A 19,054-nucleotide genomic window follows, 5' to 3' on the forward strand; every position below is an offset into this window, starting at 1 on the left:
GCCGACTACGCCGCACCACCCTGCACCAGATCTCCAACCTCCCCGGCAGACCCGGACGCCAACTCTCCGTCCTGGCCTACAAAGCCGCACAACGCGTCATCGGCTTCAACTGAGCCTGGTAGGCACGAGGTAGAACGTCGTGTGCCGAGGTAGTAGGCACCGCGACCTACCTCGCGCAGCACGTTCTACCTCGGCGGTCCCGGCGGCCTCAGTGTCCCGACGAGTCCGGCGGTCCCAGGAGCTCCAGCCGTCGCCTCTGGGGTCGGGACCTGCGTCCCTCGGGGACCGGGATCAGGGCCCGCACCACGAACCAGTCGGACTCGGTGCGCACCGTGAGCGACCCTCCGTAGCCCTCGACGACCTGACGCATGTTCCGCAGGCCGTACCCGTGGTTGAGGGCGTCGCGCTTGGTGGTCCGCGGGATCCCGTCGTCGAAGTCGAGGTCGCCCACGTGGTAGTTCTCGAAGCGGACCATGACGAGCGAGCTCTGCGTGTAGACCGCGACGCGCACGAGCCGGTTCTCCGGGTCCGGCAGGGCCGCGGTGCTCTCGATCGCGTTGTCGAGCGCGTTGCCGAAGAGCGCGCTCAGGCCCATGGCGTCCATGAACGACAGGGCTGCGCCGTCGACCACGCACGTCAGGGTGATCCCGAGCTCTGCGCACTGCGCGGTCTTCGACGTGAGGATCGTGTCGAGCACGGGGTTCCCCGTCTCGACCTGGGAGCCGTATCCCTGGATGCTCTCCTCGAGCTGGTCGAGATACGTCGCCTTGGCCGCCGGGTCGCTCTCGGTCCGGATCGCGGTGACGAAGTGCTTGAGGTCGTGGTACTTGCGGTGGACGATGTCGATGTTCCGCTTGGACTGCAGGTACTGCTCGTGCTGCGAGCGCAGCATCCGGTTCATCGCCTCGACCTCGACCGCGCGCTGGAGCTCGAGCCGCTGCCCCTGCTGGGCGTAGAGAGCGACGTACCCGGCGAGGTCCACGAGCGTGCGGATGTAGAAGATCTCGGGACCGAACTGCGCGCTGAACGGGGTGTTCGAGCTCACGAAGCTCACGTTGCTCATGAGGAACGTGACGGCGGCGATCGAGGCCGCGCTCAGCAGGCCGCGCCGGTCGACCTCGAGCTGCTGGTCGGGCGGGAAGTGTCGTCGCTCGATGAAGTAGGCCGCGGTGAAGGCCGCGCCGTACACCAGGACCAGCAGACCCGCCTGGACCCCGACGCCCGTGAACCCCTGGTCGACGGCGTAGCTGTAGAGCTGCCAGTGGAGCGACGCGACGAGCTCGGCGAGCACGAAAGCACGAGCCGTGAAGTACCCGGCCTCTCTCGTCGAGACGTCGGCGCAGAGCACGACCACGCTGTACATCGCGGCGACCGCCATGGCCATGCCGAACGTCCACAGGGGGATCGGCAGCTCGCCCGCGAAGGACTGGACGGCCCACAGGAGCCCGAGCCCCAGCCCGAGCAGGAGGGCGAGGACGGGCGGCGTGAACCTCTTGCGCAGCAGCAGGATGTACACGAGGCACGCGGACCACTCCGCGAAGGCCGTGATCCCACGGGGGATGTCGGTGGGGACCTCCGCGACGGCGGCGGAGAGGACGTCCTGGATCACGCGACGCGTCCGCCGACGTGGTCGGCGAGCGCGTCGAGGAAGGCGCGCTTGCGCGGTCGGCTGATCTGGAGCTCGTCACCGCCGAGCATGACGCACGTGCTCTGGTCGACCGCCAGGACGTGGCGCATGTTGACGAGGTAGCAGCTGTTGCTGCGGAAGAACCCCTTGTCGGCGAGGTCGGTCTCGAAGGCCTTGAGGGTGCCGGTGAACGCGTAGGTCCGGTCGACGGCGTGGACGACGACCCGGTGCTTGATGCTCTCGATGTAGACGACGTCGAGGAGGTCGACCCGGGCGACCGCGCCGTTCACGGTCAGCATGAGCGAGTCCGTGCCGCTGCGCCGGACACGGTCGATGCTGCGGCGCAGCTCCTGGGAGAACGCGAACCAGGGGACGGGCTTGAGGAGATAGCTCAGGGCGTCGACCTCGTAGCCGTGGATCGCGTACTGCGCCATGTTCGTGACGAAGACGATGACGACCCGGGAGTCGAGCGTGCGGAGCTGCCGTGCGGTGTCGAGGCCGTCGAGGTCGTTCATCTGGACGTCGAGGAAGAGGATGTCGAAGTCGGGGCGGTAGCCCGTGACGAGCTCACGCCCGTCGCTGAAGGTACGGACGTCGAACGTCACCCGGTTCTCGACCTGGAAACGGTCGAGGTGACCGAGCACGACGTCTCTGCTGGCGGACTCGTCGTCGACTACGCCGATGCGGATCATGCTGGCGGACCTCTTTCACGATGACGTCCCAAGATACCAAGGGAACCCGGCCGGGAACGGCGCGATCACGCCATTTCGGGCACGTGTTCGACGACGTCCCGAGCCGGGGGACGAAGGTCACACCCGGTCGGCCACCAAGGTCCTGCTCGGCAGCGGCAGCGGCTTGACCCAGCCTGCGAGCGCGATGCTCAGGACGGTGGCGACCGTGATGGTGAGCAGGGCGTGCCTCCCACCGATCGAGTCCGCGAGCAGGCCGAGGAGCGGCGGTGCGGTGAGCTGGCCGAACGAGATGAAGGACGTCACGACCGACACGCGCCCCGGGGCCCGCAGCGGGTCGTCCGACGCGGCGGCGATCGCGATCGGGTTGGCGAGGGCGGCCCCGCAGCCCCACAGCACGATGCCGAACCAGGCGAGCGGCAGCCCGGGCGCCAGGCCGAACAGGAGCAGCCCGACGAGAGCGGACAGCCCGGACGCCCGCAGGATCGTGACGCGGCCGAACCGGTCGATGAGTCCCGTCCCGGCGAACCGGAAGACGGTCATCGCGGCGACGAACGTGCCGTAGGCCATGGCACCGACGGCCTCGCGCACGGCGAAGCCGTCGACCATCGAGATCGAGAGCCAGTTGCCGGCCGACCCCTCGGACAGGGAGGCGGCGAGCAGGACCAGGCCGATGAGCAGGGTGCGCGGCTCGCGCCACGCGGACAGGGCGTTGCGCAGCCCCGCGCCGCGACGCCTGGTCGGGTGCGGGGTCGTCTCGTCCGTGACGCCGTGCGCCGCAGCGGGTTCCGCCGCAGAGCCGGCCGGAGCGTCGGCCACCTCTGTGGCCGCCTCGTCGGTCGCGTCGCTCGTCCCGCGGGCCGACGGCGCCGCGACGGCCGGGCGGTCGTCCGCACCGGTCGCGGCCTGCCGCTCGGGTGCGAACACGGTCGCCGGTCCGATGAGGAAGGCGCGGGCGATCGCGACGAGGGTCGTGATGATCGCGAGCTGGACCGCGATGTGGATCTGCGCCGCGGAGAACGCGGCCCCGACGAGCGCCCCCGCGCCCGCGCCGATCGAGAAGGCCGCGTGGAAGTGGGGGAGGATCGCGCGGCCGACGCGCTGCTCGACCATGGCCCCGTTGAGGTTGATCGGGACGTTCATCAGGGCGCCGCTGATGCCGTTGGTGAACGCGCCGACCGCGAAGATGCCGACGCTCCCGGTCGCCGTGCCCCACGCGACGAGCAGCAGCGCGACGAGGTTGACGACCGTGGCCGCGGCGAGGGTCCGGCGGCTCCCGAACCGGGCGACGACCGCGCCCGTGGACATGACGGCGAACAGCGCGCCGACCGCGCCGACGATGAGGATCAGTCCGAGCTGTGCCGAGGAGACCCCGAGCGCCTCGCGGATCGAGGGCAGTCGCGTCATCCAGCTCGTGCCCACGATGCCGAAGAGCGCGAAGAGCGCCATCAACGACCAGCGGGCGCGATCGACTGCAAGGTTTCCTGACATTCAGCGAACTCTATGCCGCGACTGGGCGCGTCCTCACCGTGTTTCTCTGGGCGGGACGCGCCGGTCCGGCGGCGGGGCCGCGCCGAGCCCCGTACAGCGCGCGGGTCAGAGGAGCACGGTGCCGTCGATGCAGGTCACGGCGTCGCCGCCGACCCACACGGTGTCCGCGCGACCGTCGTCGCCGACGGCGCGGCGCACGTGGACGCGCCCGGCCCGCCCGAGCGCCGTGCCCTGGCTCGCGACGTACTCGGCGGGCAGCAGGCCGTCGGGCTGGAGCCACTGCGCGACGACCGCGTTGAGGCTGCCCGTCACGGGGTCCTCGGGGATGCCCATGTCGAGCGCGTACCCGCGCACCTCGACCGCTGCGCCGTCGGGGCCGTCGTACCTCCCGTCCCCGAGCGCGGTGTACGGCCCGACGACGCCGATCGCCAGGTCGCCCAGCCCCGTGAAGTCGGGGTCGAGGGCCAGGACCTTCTCGGCCGAGCCGAGCAGGAGCACGCACCAGCCCGGCCCGTTGTCGAGGAACCGGTGGTCGACGACGTCGCGAGCCTCGAGCCCGAGCGCGCGCGTGATCGCCGTGAGGGTCGAGAGGTCGACGGGCTCGTCCGCGAGGAGGTCGGGGGCCGCGAAGGCGAGCCGACCGCCCGGGGAGGACGTGGCGTCGTCGGGCAGGTCGGTCAGGTCCGTCGTGGGGGAGCGGCGCAGCGGGACCAGGCCGATCCCGCACTCCTGGACCACGGTGCCCGCGATCCGCGGCGTGCCGCCCGCGGCGAGCCACGCGTGGCACGAGCCGAGCGTCGGGTGCCCCGCGAACGGCAGCTCGCCCGCGGGGGTGAAGATGCGCAGGCGGTAGTCGGCCCCGGCGGCCGCACCCTCGGGGGAGGGCGGGAGGAGGAACGTGGTCTCGGAGAGGTTGGTCCAGCGTGCGAACGCGGCCATCTGCTCGGCCCCCAGCCCGACGGCGTCGCGCACCACCGCGACCGGGTTGCCCCGGTAGGGGGTCGTCGTGAAGACGTCGACCTGCGAGAACGGGCGAAGGCGCGGTGGGGTGCTCACGCGTCCGACGCTACTGCCGTGCCCGCGCCTCCGCAGCGGACCACGGGCCGCTGCAGGTCGGCGCGCCCGGGTCTCAGGCGCTCGGCGGCTGGATCAGGTCCCACGGCATGCCGTACAGGTCCTCGAAGACCGCGACCGTGCCGTAGGCCTCGTGCCGTGGCTCCTCCCGGAACGTCACGCCGTGCGCGAGCATGTGGGCGTGCTGGGCCGCGAAGTCGTCCGTGCGCAGGAAGAAGGCCACCTCGTCGCCCACCGGTCGGCCCACGCGGGCGCGCGCGTCGTCGGACGTCGCGAGGGCGAGGACGAGCCCCGTTCCCGGGGCCTCGTCGGCTCCCGGGCTCACGACGACGCGCCGCCACCCGCCCTCGAACGTCTCGTCCTGACGCAGCGTGAAGCCGAGCGCGTCCGTGAAGAAGGCGATGGCGTCGTCCAGGTCGTGCACGAGGTAGGTGGCGTTCTCGAGGCTCAGCATGACGTGGAGCGTAGCCGTGCCCTGCCGGTGCGGGCGCTCCGACAGGGCACGGTGAGGCAGTCAGTCGAAGACGATCACCTGGCGTGCGCCCTCGCGGCGGCGCATCGCGTCGAACGCCGCCTCGACGTCGTCGAGCGCGATCTCCTGGCTGACGATCGCGTCGATGGGCAGCTGCCCCTCGATCGCGTGGCGCACGAGGCGGGGGAACGCCGTGGACGGGACGGCCGAACCGTAGTTCGAGGCCACGATGCGCGATCCCGAGAAGACGAACCGGTAGGTGTCGAGCGCCGCCGTCGCGCCGGTCCGGGTCAGGCCGACGAGCGTGGTCGTGCCTCCCGGCCGGACGAGGCGTGTCGCGAGCTCGATCGTGGACGGCAGGCCGATGGCCTCGATCACGTGGTCCGGGCCGTCGTCGCACAGCTCTCGGACGGCGGCGGTCGTCAGGGCGTCGTCGGTCGCCAGGACCCCGTGCGTGGCGCCGACCTGGAGGGCGAGGTCGAGCTTCGACTGCTCGCGGTCGACGCCGATCACGCGTGACGCCCCCGCGAGCGCCGCGCCCATGACGGCGGAGAGGCCGACCCCGCCGAGCCCGATCACGACGACCTCGTCCCCGGCCTCGACGCGGGCGGTCCACAGCGCCGCGCCGACGCCTGTGGTGATGGCGCACCCGACGAGCGACGCCTGGGTCGCGGGCAACCGGGGGTCGACGCGGACCGCTGCCTCGGCCGCCACGACCTGGTACGTCGCCATGGTCCCGATCCCGCAGTGGATACCGAGCGGCGTGCCGTCGGCGCGGCGGACCCGGACCTGGTCCGGGGAGGTGCGGTGGTCGCCTCCGACGGGCGTCGCGCACAGGTGCCCGTCACCACCGGCGCACCGGGCGCAGCGGCCGCACGGTGCGGTCCAGGCCAGGACCACGTGGTCCCCCACGCGCGGGTCCTGCGGGTGCCGACCGACGCCCGAGCCGACCGCGACGACGACGCCGGCCCCCTCGTGGCCCATGACGAGCGGGCTCGGCAGCTCCCAGTCGTCGTCGAGGATGTGCAGGTCCGAGTGGCACACGCCGCTCGCGAGCATCCGTACTGCCACCTCGCCCGGCCCGGGCGGGTCGAGCACGACGTCCTCGATGCTCAGGCCCTTGCCGGGGCCGGCCCAGACCACGGCTCGGGCCGCGAAGGGGGCGGTGAAGTCGTCCACGGTGTGGGTGTCGGGGGTCGTGCGGGTCTGTGCGAGCGTCATGCGGTCTCCTGGGTGAGGTGGGGTTGTGCGGGTCACGCGTGGTGCAGCGTCGCCCAGTGCTCCTGCGGGAAGGACGTCGTGGTGTCGCCGAGCTGCAGCGCGCGGAACGTCGCCTCGGCGGCCTGCTCGAGGTTGAGGGCGCGGCGGTAGGCCATGGCGATGTCGGGGCCGACGGCCGAGCAGCCGTGGAAGCCCTGGATCACGCAGTCGTGCGCCGCGGCCTCGGCCGCCGCGCTCTCGGCGAGCTCGTCCGAGCCGTTCGGGAAGTAGGGGGTGCGGCCGACCGACTTCACGTAGTACGCGTGGTCGAGCGTGAAGAGGCGGATCTCGTGCCCCAGCGCGTCGAGCAGCACCGCGTACTGCGGATGGACGTGGATCACGGAGCCCGCGTCGGGGCGCGCCTGGTAGGTGCGCTGGTGCAGCTTCCACTCCGACGACGGCCGGGGTGAGCCGCCGACGATCTCGCCGTCGAGCGTCATGATGGTGAAGTCGGCAGGGGTGAGCCGGTCGAGGAACGTCCCCGAACCCGTCACGGCGAACACGTCACCCCCCGGGAGGCGCGCGGACAGGTTTCCTCCGCTGGCAAGGACGAGGCCCTTGTCGACGGCGTCGTGGCCGACGTCGCACAGCTCCTGGACGAGGTCGTCGAGCGTGGTCATGGTGGTTCCTTCCGTCGTGCGCCGGGCCCTGCGTGCCCGACGCGGGTGCAGGGGGGTCAGGCGCGGGCCGAGGCGGCGAGCACGTCGGGGTTGGCGATCGTCGCGGGGCGCCCGCCCTCGAGCCACGTGAGCAGGCCGTCGGCGGCGATGCGCGAGTGCTCGGCGACGACGTCGTCGGACGCGCCCCCGATGTGGGGCGTGAGCGTCACGTTGTCGAGCGCCAGGAGGGGGTGGTCCGCCGGGACCGGCTCGGTCCAGAAGACGTCGAGACCCGCGCCCGCGAGGCGCCCCTCCTGCAGCGCGGCGACGAGCGCGTCCTCCTCGACGACCGCCGCGCGGCCCGCGTTGACGAGATACGCGTCGGGGCGCATGAGGCGCAGCTCGCGGTCTCCGAGGAGCCCGATCGTGCTCTCGGCGAGCGGCACGTGGACCGTCACCACGTCGGACCGTGACAGCACCTCGTCGAGCGTGGTGACCGTCGCCTCGTCGCCGAACGCGTCCGCGGCGAGGAACGGGTCGTAGACGAGGACGTCCATGCCGAACGCGCGGGCGCGGCGCAGGACGCGACGGCCGATCGCCCCGCCCCCGAGGATGCCGAGGGTCCGACCGGCGAGCTGGATGCCTCGGAAGCGGGAGTACGGCTCGAACACGTCGTCGGGCGTCCACGCGCCGCTGCGCAGCCAGCGCTCGGCCTCGCCCGCGTGCCGGACGGTCATGAGGATCAGGGTGAACGCGAGGTCTGCCGTGACCTCGGCGTTGCGCGCGGGCGTGGTGAGGACGGCGATTCCACGTTCTGTGCACGCGGCGACGTCGACGTTGACCGGGTTGGCGCGGCACGAGACGACGGCCCGCAGCTCGGGTGCCCGGTCGAGCGTCGCCGCGTCGACGACGTCGAGCTCGGTGACGATCACTGTCGCGGTCGCGAGCAGGTCGTCGATGCCGCGCTCGGCGAGCGAGCCGCCGTCGAGCGACGGCTGGACGACGTCGACCGCGAAGTGCTCGCCGAGCGACTCGGCACGGGCGGTGTCGAAGGGCGCCGTCACGAGCAGGCGAGGGGTGGTCGGGGCGGTCATGGGAGCTCCTTGTCGTGGTGCGTCGTCGTGCGGGAGGTGCCCGACGGCGAGCGGGCGACGACCGTGTGCGCGGGCCGTGCCCGCCGGGTCGCCTCCTGGTCGGTCTGGTGGGAGGCCTTGCGCAGGTCGCGCAGCGAGGCCCAGTGGTGACGGTTCGCATCGCGGACCGCGGTGAACACCGTGGCCTGCGCGTCGTGCAGCGCGCGGAGACGAGGGTCCGGCTCGAACCGGTGCGTGTCGGTGCCCAGCCGTTCGGTCGCGGCACGCAGGTCCGGGGCGCGACCGGTCGCGACGAGCACGAGAGCGGCCACGCCTCGCACGCCCAGCTCGGCGAAGGTGGAGCGCTCGACGGGCCGACCCGTGACGTCGGCCACGATCTCGCACACGAGAGAGGACTGGGCGCCGCCGCCGCACAGGCGCACGGTGGCGCCCTCGCCGACGCCGAGGAGGTCCATGCACTCCCGCAACGAGAGCGCGATCCCCTCGTAGACCGCGCGAAGGAGCTGGCCGGGCGTCGTGCTGACCGAGAGGTTGAGCCACGCGGCCGACGCGTCGGTGTCGACGAACGGGGCACGTTCTCCGCTGACCCCGGCGTAGGGCAGGTAGAGGACGCCGCCCGCGCCTGCGGGCTCGGCACGCACGATCCGTGCGACCTCCTCCCACTCGAGCGCGTCGAGCCCGGTGACCTGCCTGGCCCAGTCGAGGTTCGGGGTCCCGTTCATGGGGGCGAGGCACTCGACCACGTGGTCCGACTCGCCGAGCGAGACGGTGATGACCGGCAGGTCGGCCGGAGCGCGCGGGCCCTCCTGGACGGCGCCCACGAACGCCGTGGTGCCGAGGATCGCGTAGACCTGCCCTGGGTCGACGACCCCGAGCCCGACGCCACCGGCGGGGGTGTCGACCATGCCCGTGGCGACGGGCAGGCCGACCGGCAGCCCCGTCTCCCGCGCGGCATCCGCGGTGACGTGTCCGGCGACGGTTCCCGGGGGGAGCAGCGGCGGGAGCAGGCGCTCGAACCGCTCATGGCCGAGCCCGGTCAGCAGCCTGTGCGAGTACGTGCCCTGCGCGACGTCCAGGTACGTGCGCGAGGCCTCCGACGGGTCGGTCGCACGCCGACCGGTGAGCCGGAAGCGGATCCAGTCCTTGCAGTTGAGGTGGGTCGCGGCCGAGCGCACGAGCCCGGGGTCGTTCTCCTCCAGCTCTTCGAGGAGGACGGGCAGGGCACCTGGGAACAGCGCCGACCCCGTGACCTCCCGGACGAGCGCGCCGCGGCCGTCGCGTCCCCACTCGGCGACGCGAGGTGCGGCGCGTCCGTCGAGCCAGAGCAGAGCTGGACCGACGGGCCTGCCGTCCTCGTCGACGAGCCACGCGCCGTCACCCTGCCCGGTCACGGCTGCGCCGATCAGCTCGACGTCCCCCGCCTCGTCGCACGCGGCGGAGATCGTGGCGGCGACGGCAGACCAGACCTCGTCCATGTCCTGCTCGGCCCGGTCGGGGAGGGGGCGACGGATGCGGACGGTGGACCGCGACGCTCCCAGCACCTCCCCGTCGAGCGAGAGGACGACTGACTTGACGGAGGTGGTCCCTGCGTCGATGCCGAGGACGGCAGGCGTACGAGTCATGCCAGATCATCTTCCCTTCGGTGGCCGCGGCGTGGACTCAACGACCCACGACCGTGTGGTCGACCTCGGTCGGCGCGGGCGGCGGGGTGGTGGTCCGGGCGTCGTCGCCCGGGGTGGCCGTGTCGGAGGCCCCGGGGTCGTGGTCCGCCGCCTCGACCCCAGGTTCGCGCAGCAGGAACGTCAGGAACAGGCCGACGACGTAGAAGCCCGCGAGGATCCACACGACGGGGGCGACGCCCAGCGGGACCACGAGGGCGGCGACCGCGGGCCCGACGAAGTTCGACAGCCCCGCACCGAGGTTGAGGACCGCGACGGCGGCAGCCTTGTTCTGGGGCGCGAGGAGCGGGACCACCGCGGACAACGGCACGTACATGCCGAGCGCCAGCCCGTAGACGATGCCGAGCGCCATGATCACCGGGAAGTTGGCCCCCAGGCCCTGCGGCACGTAGTAGAAGCCGAGCACCGTGATCGCGGTCGCGAGACCGCCGCCCCAGGCGATGACGTTGATGCGGCCGAACTTGTCCGAGGCGTATCCGGAGACGAGGTTGGCGGCCACGTTGGCGAGCAGCATGGTTCCCCAGATCGAGGACCACTGCGCCTGGGAGAAGCCGACGGTGCCGACCATGTAGACGCCGAGGAACACGGCGAACGAGTAGTAGGAGATGGTGTTGATGAGGCGGACGGCGCCGCCCACCGCGACCTTCGGACGGTCCCGCATGATCGTGATGCTCCGGACGAGGCCCTTGACCGTCTCCTCGCGGCTGATCTTGTGGGTTCCGGCGCGGGAGCGGACGAGCAGAGCGACCATCACGGTGGCGACGACGACGAAGGCGAGCGCGGACCAGAGGGTCCCGAGCGACCCCAGGGGTTCGATGGCGCCTGCGACGAAGTACCCGCTGATGACGCCGAGGCCCATCGCGTTGAAGAACCAGTACCAGCCGACGGCCTTGCCCATGACGGCGTTGGGGGTCTCCATGGTGACCCAGACGAGGAAGCCATAGGCGAAGAACGGGTAGCCGATCGCGCGGACGGCGTACGCGAAGACCATCACGGGGTAGTTGCCGGGCATGACGCCGAAGGCGAGGAAGACGACCTCGAAGACGATCCAGACGACTGCCCCGAGCAGCATGACGCGGCGGGGCCCCCAGGCTTCGGCGAGGGCTCCGGCGAGCCAGGCGGAGACGGCGACGACGATGCCGTAGGCGCTGAACAGGCCTGCGACCTGCCCTGCGCTGAACCCGCCGTCGGTCAGGTAGTTGGACAGGAAGCTGAGCTCGATCCCGTCGCCGACCATGAAGAGCATGAGGGCGACGAACCCCCAGGCGAGCGGTCGGGAGATCCCTTGTGAGGTGAGGAAGCGGGCGAACGCTCCGCCGGCTGGTGCTTCGACACTGGACATGCGACTCCTCCTTGAGTCATGTACATTTGTTCATGCAGACGAACGGTGGTTCACCTATTGTGGGCCAACCGTGCGTCGTGTCAAGGCCGGTCGGCTCGGCAGGGCCGCCGAGACGTACGGAGCGACGGGTGTCGTCGCAGGTGAGATAGCCTGAAGACCCCTCGCGAACGGAGGTTCATGCATGCGAACGGATGATCACCAGATGGTTGGACGCGTCGCGCGCCTCTACTACGAGCACGGGCTCACGCACGCCGAGATCGCGTCGATGCTCGACGTGTCCAGGATCAAGGTCACACGCATGCTCGCCGACGCTCGGCGCCGCGGGATCGTCGAGATCACGGTGCACAGCGACGAACGGCCGTTCGCCGACCTGGAGGAAGCCCTCGTCGAGCGTTTCGGGCTCCAGAGCGCATGGGTCAGCCCGTCCGGCGGAGCCGACGACGCCCGCGCCGCCGCCTCGCTCGCGCTCTCGGGTGCCGACGCCCTCGGTGCGGTGCTGCCGCGCGCCCGCCGCGTCGCCGTCGGCCTCAGCCGCTCCGTCGCCGCGAGCATCGCGCAGCTCCGGCCGCTCGAGCTGCCCGAGCTCGAGATCCTCCCGCTCGCCGGCAGCCGGGCCGGACGGGCCAACGGGGCCGACCCCCACGAGCTCGTCACCTCGCTCGCGCACGTCACCGGCGGTACCCCGTTCCATCTGCCTGCCCCGCTCATCGCGGCCGGTCCCGACGCCGCCGCTGCCGTCCGCGAGGACCCCGACACGAGGGCGGTGCTCGAGGCCGCGGCCGCCGCGGACGTCCTGGTCGTCGGGGTCGGTGGCAACCAGCGCGCCGCGCAGGCCCTCCGGAGATGGATCACCGAGAGCGAGTTCGAGGCGCTGCGCGACCTCGGGGCCGTCGGCGACGTCTCGGCGCGCTTCTTCGACGCCGACGGCAACACCGTCCGCGGCGAGGTCGACGAGCGTGTCGTGAGCCTGACGCTCGACGAGCTGCGCGCCATCGACGTCCGGGTCGCGATGGCGGGGGGCCAGGAGAAGCGCGACGCGCTGTTCACCGCTCTGGCGTGCGGTCTGGTCAACGTCGTCGTGACGGACGTCGACAGCGCCGTGGACCTGCTGGAGCGCACCGCACCCGACGCCCGGTCGGCCTGACGGCTCGCTCCCGGTGCTCGGCGACCGCAGCGGTGCCGGGGCGTCCGGCACCGCTGCGCGCCGCGCGCTCCGCGGCGCGCGATCGGGTCAGACCTCGCGCAGGACCTCGCGCGCGAACTTTGCGGACCGCTCCCGCAGACCCTCGATGCGACGCTCGACCAGGCCCGCGGGGTCCTGGCCGGCCTCGACGACGGTCGGCTTGCGACGGACGTTCTTCGAGCACTCGAACGTCGTGCAGATCAGGGTGCCGATCGTGTCGCCGTTGCGCCCGGCCGCACCGGCCCGGCGCACGACGTACAGGGACACGTCGTCGGTCGCGATGACGTCCTCGCACCACGCGCACACCGCGCGGCGGCGCGACGCCGTGCCCTCGGGGGCACGCAGCGCGAGCCCGACCAGCGTGTCGTCGACGGGCAGGACGACGTAGGCGCGCAGCGGCGCCTTGCGGTCGACCCAACCCAGGTAGTCGAGACGGTCCCAGCGGAGGTCCGCGAGGTCGGACGGGAGGGTGAGCTGCGAGGACTCGCGGCGCGAGGCGTTCACGAAGGACGCGCGGATCTGCTTCTCGGTCAGGGGGTTCATGGTTCTACGGCTCTCGTGCAGGAGGGACCGTCTCGCCCGTGGTCGCCCAGGACCGACAGGTCGGGCGGGAGCGGGGGACGGCAGGGTCGGGGTCCGCCGGCGGTCACGAGGACTCACCGGGGAGGGGACCCGCCGAGGTACGCCGATCGTCCGGTGAACCTCGAGGGTTCACCGGTGGGTGGCGCCGTAGGGCGTCAGGCGTGCTGGGCGGGCGTCCGGCCCGCGCCCGAGCAGGCCAGGGCGGCCGCCCCGCTTCCTCGCTGCATGAAAGATGCGCTCCAAGATCGGTGGCCGGGGCTCGTCCCACGGCTCAGCTCTCCGTCGATGGTACGCCCGGGCACCTGAATCCCTCACGGGAATTCTGGGGAGGTGCTGCGGAGGCGGGTCGCCGCCCATGCACGTGACGACGACCCGCCCGCTGCGCGGGGTCTATCGCTTGCGGACCTTCGCGGTGGTCTCGGCTGCCTTCTCGCGCTTCTGTGCGCGCTTGTCCTTCAGGGAAAGCGACGGCTGCTTCTTGTCGTTCTTGGCCATGTGGCTCACCTCCTTCCAGCCTGCAGGTGAACCGGCCACCATAGCCAAGACCCACAGGAAGTCCAGTCCGGCGTCGGGACGCGCCGAGGAACCGTCGCGGGGGGCGGTGAGAGGGGAGACTCCCGCGTCGGCCGACCCCTCGGCAGGCCCTGGGACGCCCCTGGTCGATCTGCACCGCACCGGCGTCGCCGCCCCCGGACGCTTGAGGCTGTTCGAGCAGCAGAACCTCTCAGGAGCTTGCGGCTAGACCAGGATGCCGCGGCCGATGTTGTCGATCAGGGAGTCGGCGAACTCGATCGAGAGCGGCTCGTCGGGAATGAGGAGACGGTGGTAGCAGGCGCCCCACAGCTGGTCGACCACGACCTGGAGGTCGACGTCCTGGTGGATCTGTCCCTGGTCCTTGGCCCTCTGGAGACGCTCGACCGCGGTCCGCCGTCGGATGCTGGAGTAGTTGCGTGACCAGGCCTCGGCAAGCTCTGGGTCGTCCTGGGCGGCGCCGATGAGCGTGGCGATCACTGGCCCTACGTCGGGTCGGGCCAAGAGGGAGACGTGGGCGTGGAGCTGGTTGCGCAGGTCCCTCTCGATGTTGCCGGTGTCGTCGAAGTGCAGCTCTTCCTCGACGTGCGTGAAGTACGCCTCTGCGGCGAGGGCTCCTGGGGAGGGCCACCACTTGTAGAGCGTGGCCTTGCTCGCCGGTGCGGCCGCTGCGATCTTGTCGAACGTCACGCCGGCGACACCGTCGGTGAGGAGAGTCTCGGCGGTCACGGCGAGGATCCCTCTCCGGACCTCTGCGGCTGGGCGGCGCCCGCGCCCAGGTCGTTCTGGCGGTGTTCTTGTCATGGTGGTGACGCACTCCTGAAGTTGGCCCCCGAGGCGGGTGGATCGTCGGGCTGCTCGCGGCTCTCGGTGATCGTAGCCGCGCGGGACGGCGAGCCCGCAGCGCTCCGAGGGTGTGCACCCTGCCGCCGGGGTAGCGGGCCGGTTCAGTGGGTGACGAGGTTCGGGAGGCCGGTGATCGCGGGGAAGGCGATCTTCTTGGCCGTCGTCGTCGTTCCTGTCCGCGTCGGCGCTGCGGGGATCAGGCGATGCCGCCGTTGACGTAGACGACCTGACCGTTGATCCAGCGGGCGTCGACGAGGCTCAGCACTGACTGGGCGATGTCGTCAGGGGTTCCCAGGCGTTCCAGAGGCGCGAGCGACGCGAGGTGGTCGACGACCTCCTGGGGCTTGCCGTCGAGGAACAGGGGCGTGGCCGTGGGGCCGGGGGCAACGGCGTTGACCGTCACGTCACGCCCGCGCAGCTCCCGCGCCAGGATCAGGGTGAGCGCCTCGACCGCGCCCTTGGATGCGGCATACGCCCCGTAGCCAGGCTGCTGCAGACGGGTCACCGAGGTCGAGAAGTTGACGATCGACCCGCCGTCGCGGATCGTGCGGGCCGCGGCCTGGTCGACGACGAACGTCCCGCGGACGTTGGTGCGCTGGACCTGGTCGAAGTCTGCGAGGTCCATCTCCGCGATGGGGCCCAGGGGCATGATGCCGGCCGTGTGGACGACGACGTCGACACCGCCGAACTCGGCGACGGCCGCGTCGAACAGAGCGGCGACCTCGGACTCGTCGGCGACGTCGGCCTTGACGGTGAGGGCGCGTCCGCCGGCGGCCGAGACCGCTCCTGCGGTCTGGCGTGCCTTGTCGGCGTTGCCGCTGTAGTGGACGACGACGTCGAAGTGCTCGGCGCCCAGGCGCTCGGCGACGGCACGGCCGATGCCGCCGGATCCGCCGGTGACGATCGCGACGCGAGTGGCGGGAGTGGTCATGAGAATCCTCCAGATGTGGACGTCTTGTTCATTTCGAAGGTACATCGATATGGACAGACTGTCTACATCCAGGTGCGAGGCACGGTTCCCGAGGGGCCGTCCGAGCGAGAGCACGCTCCCGGGCGCTCGCGGGCGAGTCCCGGCGTAGCGTGACGGCATGACGGACGGCCCCACGGGCGGCGCGACCCCCGCCCACCTCCTGCGTCACGCGCTGGCCGACATGTGGCGAACGGTCCGCCGGGCGGACCTCGCGATCGTCTACTGCTCCGTGGTGCTGCTCGTCGCCGTCGTCCTGTGGTTCCTGCCCGAGGGCACGCGGGACCAGGTGTACGAGGACACGAGCACCAACCTCGCGAACCTGCGCGACCGCCCGATCTCCGTGCTGCTCGCGAGCGCCTTCGTCATCTCCTCGCCGGGCGAGGTGCTCCTGGTCCTCCAGCTCCTCGTGGTCCTGGCCTACGCGCAGCGCTTCGTCGGGCGTCTCGCGTCGCTCGCGGTCGGGTTCATGGGGCACGTCGGTGCGACCGTGTTCACCGCGATGGTCCTGACGACCGGGATCTTCCACGGCTTCGTGAGCCCGAGCGTCGCGACCGTCGACGACGTCGGCGTCAGCTACGTCATGGCGACCGTCATGGGGTTCCTGACCGTCGTCGTGCCCAGACGCTGGCGCTGGTGGTGGGTCGCGTTCGTCGTCGTCTACTGGGTGGGGCCGGGCCTCGTCGCACGGAACTTCACCGCGGTCGGGCACACGACCGCGCTCGTCATCGGGCTCACGGTCGCGTTCGTCGCGGGCCGGACCCGGCAGGCGGCCGGGTGGTCGGGGGACGTCCCGGGGCGGCGGTGACGGAGCTGCTCGACGGGTCGTCGGACCGGACGAGAGCCCGCACGGGACGCGGCGGGGACGTCCCCGGGAGATCAGGCCTTGCGCCGCACCGACGGTGCTCCGGGCGTGAGCCCGGCGACGAGGTTGAACGCCCCGGTGAGGACGTTGAGCGCGACGACGCCGACGACGTCGGCGATCTCGCGGTCGCTGAAGCCGTGGCGCCGGAGGCCGTCGACCTGCTCGTCGGTGATCGACGTCGGCTCGCGGTACACCTGGACGCCGAAGGCGACGATCGCGGCCACCGCTGGATCGGCGGACCACCCGTCGTGGGCCAGCGCGATCTCGTCCTCGCCGGCTCCGAGGGCACGGGCGGCTCCGACGTGCGCCGCGAGGCACAGGCCGCAGCCCTGCTGCGCCTGGACGGCGATCGAGACGAGCTCGCTGGTCCTGCGGTCGAGCTTGGCGCGCCTCATGGCACGGCTGAGCTGCAGGTATCCACCGAGCACGGCAGGGGAGTGCGCCATCGTCGAGACCATGTCGCCCACGCTGCCGTGGCGGTCCACGAGCTCGGTGAGCAGGTCCTTCGAGGCGCCCACGGCGGTCTCCGGGGTCAGGCGGGAAAGTCGGGGCACAGCAGTCTCCTTCACGTCGAGGGGAACGGCACGGGGGCGGTGGGCCCGGGCCCGGGCCTGCCAGGCACTTCTGCCTGGCGGACCCGGGCGGTCGCCGAGCGGTCAGCCGGCGTCGGACGCGACAGGGGCGTCCGACGGGACCCGGCCGTCCGACGCTGCCCGGCCGCCTGCGGCCCGGCTGGTGCGACGGGCCAGCGCCACGGCGTCCGAGGGGATGACCAGCGTCGGGCGGGTGGCGTGGTGCAGGACGCTGGCCGAGGTGCTGCCGAGCAGGGTCGCCCTGAGGCCGCGGCGGCCGCGGGAGCCGAGCACGATCAGGTCGACGTCGAGCTCCTCGGCGGCCTCGACGATGGCCTCGGCAGCCGTGGCCATCGTGGAGGACACGTGGGGCTCGGCGACCAGCCCGAGGTCTCGGGCGACCTGTGCGCCGTCGGAGGCGATCCGCTCCGACACGTCGAGGGCTGCGGCGTCGAGACCTTGGAGCTGCTCGAGCGCCGGGTGGCCCTCGAGATGGGCCGCGAAGCCCTCCATGGGCTGGCGGGCGTAGAGCAGCACTGCGGTGGCGCCGGGGAAGAGCCCGGCGACGGTCTGCATCGCGCTGTGCGCGTTGGGCGATCCGTCGTAGGCGAGGAGCAGGCGGGGAGCGGACATGGGTGTTTCCCTTCGAGGTGGTGGTGAGGGAACCGGTCGGGACCGGGCTCCGTGCGGCTAGCGGCCGATCGACCCGTCCGTCGCGGCGGCGGGCACTCGGGGCCTCGACATCGCGACGGCGGTCACGATCGCTCCGACCAGGGCGAGGATCCCCGCCCCGACGAACGCGGCCGAGTAGCCCTGCGTGAGCTCGACCGGCGAGGGGTCGGTGCCGGACACGACGTAGACGATCGCCGTGAGCGCCGCGAGCCCGAGCGCGGACCCGATCTGGTAGCTCGTGCTCACGAGCCCCGACGCGACGCCCGTCTCGGCTGCGGGTGCGGCGTTGATGGCGGTGCCGAGCGAGGGGACGAACGCGAGGGACATGCCGAGCGCGGCCAGGAGCGACGCGGGCAGGACGTCGACGGCGTAGCTGCCGTCGGGGCGGACGAACGAGAGCCAGACGAGCCCGGCCGCGAGCAGCAGGAGCCCCGTCACGATGAGCGACTTCGCGCCGAACCTCTCCTGGAGCCGGGGAGCCAGGGCGAGCATGACGAGGACGACGAGGCCGGTCATCGGCAGGAGCGCGGCGCCGGCGGCGAAGGCGCTCGCGCCGAGGACCTGCTGCAGGTACAGGTTCAGGAAGAACCACATCGAGACCCAGGCGGCACCCAGCAGGAGCTGTGCACCGTTCGCGGCGCCGAGCAGGGGCGCACGCAGCAGGCCGAGGCGGAGCAGGGGGTCACGGCTGCGTGCCTGGATGACGAAGAAGATCACGAGCAGGACGATGCCCGCGGCCAGGGCGCCGAGCGTGGGCAGCGTGAGCCAGCCGACCTCCGGGGCGTTGACGACGGCGTAGACGACGGCCGCGAGCCCGGCCGTCACGGTGAGTGCACCCGCGACGTCGATCGATCCCGACGCCTTCTTCTCGGTGCGTGGGAGGGTCGACGCGGTGAACGCGAGCACGAAGACCGCGATCGGCACGGTGACGTAGAAGACCCAGGGCCAGCTCGCGTACTCGGTGAGGACCCCGCCGAGGAAGACTCCGGCGCTGCCTCCGACCGGTGCGGCCGCGCCGTAGACGGCGAACGCCTTCGGCAGGTCGCGTGTGCCGCCGAAGAGCATCATCAGCAGGGTCAGTGCGGCGGGCGCGATCATCGCCGAACCTGCCCCCTGGATCGCGCGGCCTGCGATCTCGAGCCCGATGGTGCCTGCGGCTCCCGCGAGCACCGACCCGACGATCAGCACGAGCCAGCCGAGCACGAAGATCTTCCGCGCACCGAAGACGTCGGCGAGGCGGCCTCCGAGCAGGAGCAGGCCGCCGAACGCGACCACGTAGGCGTTGAACACCCAGGACAGCGACTCGGGCGTGAAGCCCAGGTCTCGCTGGATGTCCGGCAGGGCGACGCCGATGATCGAGGTGTCCATGATGACGACGAACTGTGCCGTGGCGATGAGCGCGAGGCCGAGCCACCGCTTCGCCGGCGACAGTGGTGGATGGGTAGACATGAAGATCTCCTCCTGAGGGACGGCCGGCATGCCCGGCGTCGGCAAAAGGTATACCCATGG

At 71.9% G+C, this 19,054-nt stretch carries 18 protein-coding genes; 2 read left to right on the forward strand and 16 right to left on the reverse strand.

Features of this window, described 5'->3' with window-relative positions:
• Positions 1–208 precede the first annotated feature (208 nt).
• The 10 genes from WFH32_RS18595 to WFH32_RS18640 form a co-directional block, all read right to left on the reverse strand.
• Positions 209–1,609, reverse strand: coding sequence for a sensor histidine kinase (locus WFH32_RS18595; RefSeq protein WP_336708779.1), 1,401 nt, complete (start codon positions 1,607–1,609; stop codon positions 209–211).
• Positions 1,606–2,319, reverse strand: coding sequence for a LytR/AlgR family response regulator transcription factor (locus WFH32_RS18600; protein ID WP_336708781.1), 714 nt, complete (start codon positions 2,317–2,319; stop codon positions 1,606–1,608). Before WFH32_RS18600 ends, WFH32_RS18595 begins: the two co-directional genes overlap by 4 nt.
• A gap of 117 nt (positions 2,320–2,436) precedes the next feature.
• Positions 2,437–3,807 carry an MFS transporter gene (locus tag WFH32_RS18605; protein WP_336708783.1) on the reverse strand — a complete coding sequence of 457 codons (1,371 nt, stop codon included), beginning with the start codon at positions 3,805–3,807 and terminating at the stop codon, positions 2,437–2,439.
• Between the two features lie 105 nt (positions 3,808–3,912).
• On the reverse strand, positions 3,913–4,863 hold the full coding sequence (locus WFH32_RS18610; RefSeq protein ID WP_336708785.1) for a PhzF family phenazine biosynthesis protein: 951 nt from the start codon (positions 4,861–4,863) through the stop codon (positions 3,913–3,915).
• 73 nt (positions 4,864–4,936) lie between these two features.
• Complete coding sequence (locus WFH32_RS18615) at positions 4,937–5,335, reverse strand: VOC family protein (protein ID WP_336708786.1); 399 nt, start codon at positions 5,333–5,335, stop codon at positions 4,937–4,939.
• 60 nt (positions 5,336–5,395) lie between these two features.
• Positions 5,396–6,574 (reverse strand): zinc-binding dehydrogenase, encoded by a 1,179-nt coding sequence (locus tag WFH32_RS18620; protein ID WP_336708787.1) that lies wholly within the window; start codon positions 6,572–6,574, stop codon positions 5,396–5,398.
• Between the two features lie 32 nt (positions 6,575–6,606).
• Complete coding sequence (locus WFH32_RS18625) at positions 6,607–7,233, reverse strand: class II aldolase/adducin family protein (RefSeq protein ID WP_191797018.1); 627 nt, start codon at positions 7,231–7,233, stop codon at positions 6,607–6,609.
• A 56-nt stretch (positions 7,234–7,289) separates the two neighbouring features.
• Positions 7,290–8,306, reverse strand: a complete 1,017-nt coding sequence (locus tag WFH32_RS18630) for an NAD(P)-dependent oxidoreductase (RefSeq protein WP_336708788.1) — start codon at positions 8,304–8,306, stop codon at positions 7,290–7,292.
• Positions 8,303–9,928 (reverse strand): FGGY family carbohydrate kinase, encoded by a 1,626-nt coding sequence (locus WFH32_RS18635; protein ID WP_336708790.1) that lies wholly within the window; start codon positions 9,926–9,928, stop codon positions 8,303–8,305. The genes WFH32_RS18630 and WFH32_RS18635 overlap by 4 nt, the downstream gene beginning before the upstream one ends.
• 37 nt (positions 9,929–9,965) lie before the next feature.
• Positions 9,966–11,327, reverse strand: a complete 1,362-nt coding sequence (locus tag WFH32_RS18640; RefSeq protein ID WP_191797024.1) for an MFS transporter — start codon at positions 11,325–11,327, stop codon at positions 9,966–9,968.
• A gap of 202 nt (positions 11,328–11,529) precedes the next feature.
• Between WFH32_RS18640 and WFH32_RS18645 the strand changes: the two genes are divergently transcribed.
• On the forward strand, positions 11,530–12,471 hold the full coding sequence (locus WFH32_RS18645; RefSeq protein WP_191797026.1) for a sugar-binding transcriptional regulator: 942 nt from the start codon (positions 11,530–11,532) through the stop codon (positions 12,469–12,471).
• 87 nt (positions 12,472–12,558) lie between these two features.
• Here the strand turns inward: WFH32_RS18645 and WFH32_RS18650 are convergent, their stop codons facing one another.
• The 3 genes from WFH32_RS18650 to WFH32_RS18660 all read right to left on the reverse strand — a co-directional run bounded on the left by WFH32_RS18650 (position 12,559) and on the right by WFH32_RS18660 (position 15,400).
• Positions 12,559–13,053 (reverse strand): FBP domain-containing protein, encoded by a 495-nt coding sequence (locus WFH32_RS18650; protein WP_191790757.1) that lies wholly within the window; start codon positions 13,051–13,053, stop codon positions 12,559–12,561.
• Positions 13,054–13,830: 777 nt separating this feature from the next.
• A complete protein-coding gene (locus tag WFH32_RS18655) occupies positions 13,831–14,352 on the reverse strand; it encodes a TetR-like C-terminal domain-containing protein (protein WP_318244200.1) in 522 nt (173 codons plus the stop codon).
• 313 nt (positions 14,353–14,665) lie between these two features.
• Positions 14,666–15,400 carry an SDR family oxidoreductase gene (locus WFH32_RS18660; RefSeq protein WP_191797030.1) on the reverse strand — a complete coding sequence of 245 codons (735 nt, stop codon included), beginning with the start codon at positions 15,398–15,400 and terminating at the stop codon, positions 14,666–14,668.
• A 157-nt stretch (positions 15,401–15,557) separates the two neighbouring features.
• Between WFH32_RS18660 and WFH32_RS18665 the strand changes: the two genes are divergently transcribed.
• The gene (locus tag WFH32_RS18665; protein ID WP_138826944.1) at positions 15,558–16,244 is read left to right on the forward strand and encodes a rhomboid-like protein; all 687 of its coding nucleotides are present in this window, start codon (positions 15,558–15,560) and stop codon (positions 16,242–16,244) included.
• Between the two features lie 71 nt (positions 16,245–16,315).
• Here the strand turns inward: WFH32_RS18665 and WFH32_RS18670 are convergent, their stop codons facing one another.
• The 3 genes from WFH32_RS18670 to WFH32_RS18680 all read right to left on the reverse strand — a co-directional run bounded on the left by WFH32_RS18670 (position 16,316) and on the right by WFH32_RS18680 (position 18,994).
• The gene (locus WFH32_RS18670) at positions 16,316–16,855 is read right to left on the reverse strand and encodes a carboxymuconolactone decarboxylase family protein (protein ID WP_336708793.1); all 540 of its coding nucleotides are present in this window, start codon (positions 16,853–16,855) and stop codon (positions 16,316–16,318) included.
• Between the two features lie 102 nt (positions 16,856–16,957).
• On the reverse strand, positions 16,958–17,506 hold the full coding sequence (locus WFH32_RS18675) for a universal stress protein (RefSeq protein ID WP_191797034.1): 549 nt from the start codon (positions 17,504–17,506) through the stop codon (positions 16,958–16,960).
• A 57-nt stretch (positions 17,507–17,563) separates the two neighbouring features.
• Complete coding sequence (locus tag WFH32_RS18680) at positions 17,564–18,994, reverse strand: MFS transporter (RefSeq protein ID WP_191797036.1); 1,431 nt, start codon at positions 18,992–18,994, stop codon at positions 17,564–17,566.
• Positions 18,995–19,054 lie beyond the last annotated feature (60 nt).

Origin of the sequence: Oerskovia sp. USHLN155, from assembly GCF_037145535.1 — a bacterium.
GTDB lineage: Bacteria > Actinomycetota > Actinomycetes > Actinomycetales > Cellulomonadaceae > Oerskovia > Oerskovia rustica.